This window comes from Rhodopseudomonas sp. BR0C11, from assembly GCF_010820945.1.
In the GTDB taxonomy this organism is placed as follows: Bacteria; Pseudomonadota; Alphaproteobacteria; order Rhizobiales; family Xanthobacteraceae; genus Rhodopseudomonas; species Rhodopseudomonas palustris_H.
The window spans coordinates 1-1681 of sequence record NZ_QTKI01000643.1 but is presented as its reverse complement, the minus strand read 5'-3'; the positions used below and the strand labels follow the sequence as shown (position 1 = coordinate 1681).

The window sequence follows — 1681 nt, the reverse complement described above, 5'->3', positions numbered from 1 at the left end:
GTGCTGGAAGTGGCGTTCGAAGGCTTGCAGCGTTCGCCGCGCCATAAATCCGGCGTGGCGATGCGGTTTCCACGCATCAACCGGCTGCGCTGGGACAAGCCGCCGAAGGATGCCGACCGGCTGGAAACGCTGGAGCGGATGCTGAAGGCGGCGACCGTAAATCCGCCGACGACCGCCGCCCGCGGCCATTGACGGCAAAGCGCCGGTTCCCCATCTGCCCAGCACCGAATATGATGCGCCAGCGACCCACGAGGACCATGACGATGCGAGACGACATCCGGGATCTGCCGGCCAATGACGACAGGATGACCCGCTTCCTCGGCGGCTCGCCGATGGCGGTGGCGTTTCGTCTGATCCTGATGTCGATCCTGGTCGGCGTCGTGCTGGCGGCGATCGGCCTCGATCCGTGGAATATCATCACCAGCATCCGGCTGCTGTTTGAGCGGATCTGGGATCTCGGCTTCGATGCGATCAACGGCCTGTGGCGCTACTTCCTGCTCGGCGCCGTGATCGTGATCCCGATCTGGCTGCTCACCCGCTTGTTCAGCACGCCGCGCGGACGCTGACGGCCGCCTGCGTCCGCCGTGGAACTCGTCCAGTCGCCCGTAACCACCCGGCAGGTGTTTGCCATTGCCGGGCCTGCGATGGTCGCCAACCTGACCACGCCTTTGCTCGGCGTCGTCGCCACCACGGCGATCGGGCGGCTCGGCGAGGCGACGCTGCTCGGCGGCGTCTCAATGGCCTCGGTGCTGTTCGACTGTCTGTTCTGGCTGTTCGGCTTCCTGCGGATGAGCACGCTGGCCTTCACCGCGCAAGCGCTCGGCGCCGGGCAGAGCCGTGAAGTCCCGGCGCATCTGCTGCGGGGCCTGATCGTCGCGGCTGGAATCGGCCTGTTGCTGATCGCCCTGCAGGGTCCGCTCGCCGCGATGCTGATCGGCGCGATGGGCGGCAGCGAGGCGGTGAGCGCCGCAGCCAAGACCTACTTCTCGATCCGGATCTGGTCGTCGCCGCTGGTGCTGGCGAACTTCGCGGTGCTCGGCTGGTTGGTCGGTCAGGCGCGCGCCACACTGGCCCTCGCGGTGCAGATCGCGATCAACCTGATCAACATCGCCGCCACCGTGCTGCTGGTGCTGTGGTTCGACTTCGGCATTGCCGGCGCCGCGATTGCCGCGGTGATCGCCGAGGGCTCGGGGCTGGTGATCGGGCTCGCGATCGCAGCCTGGCGCGGCCGAGGTCTGTTCAACGTGTCGCGGGCGATGCTGTTCGATCCGGACCGGTTACGGCGGATGTTCGCGGTCAATCGCGACATCATGATCCGCACTGCGGCGCTGATCGCCGTGTTCCTGTTCTTCACCGCGCAGGGCGCGCGCGGCGGCGACGGGGTGCTCGCCACCAATGCGGTGCTCAACAATTTCCTGATGATCAGCGCGTTCTTCCTCGACGGCCTCGCCAACGCCGCCGAACAATTGTGCGGCCGCACCCTCGGGGCGCGCGACCGCGTAGGCTTCGTCAAGGCCACGCGGCTGGTGATCCTGTGGGGCTTCGGCTTCGCGCTCATCGTCAGCGCGATCTATGCGTTTGCCGGACCTATGCTGATCGACTTCATCACCTCGAACGACGAGCTTCGCCGCACCGCGCGCGAGTATCCCTGGCTGGTGACGCTGGCGCCGATGCTCGGCGT

General features: G+C 67.0%; 2 protein-coding genes and 1 pseudogene. All 3 read left to right on the top strand.

Going from position 1 to position 1681, the window contains the following annotated elements:
- A pseudogene (locus DYI24_RS26155) lies at window positions 1-192 on the top strand (ATP-dependent DNA ligase); the annotation flags it as partial.
- A gap of 71 nt (window positions 193-263) precedes the next feature.
- Window positions 264-566 carry a DUF6460 domain-containing protein gene (locus DYI24_RS26150; RefSeq protein WP_107346421.1) on the top strand — a complete coding sequence of 101 codons (303 nt, stop codon included), beginning with the start codon at window positions 264-266 and terminating at the stop codon, window positions 564-566.
- 78 nt (window positions 567-644) lie between these two features.
- The coding region (locus DYI24_RS26145; RefSeq protein ID WP_164574377.1) for an MATE family efflux transporter at window positions 645-1681 on the top strand (1037 nt) is incomplete at its 3' end.

Coding starts and splice junctions, on each gene's coding strand:
- DYI24_RS26150 (WP_107346421.1), top strand. CDS start 264: ATGCGAGACGACATCCGGGATCTGCCGGCCAATGACGACAGGATGACC.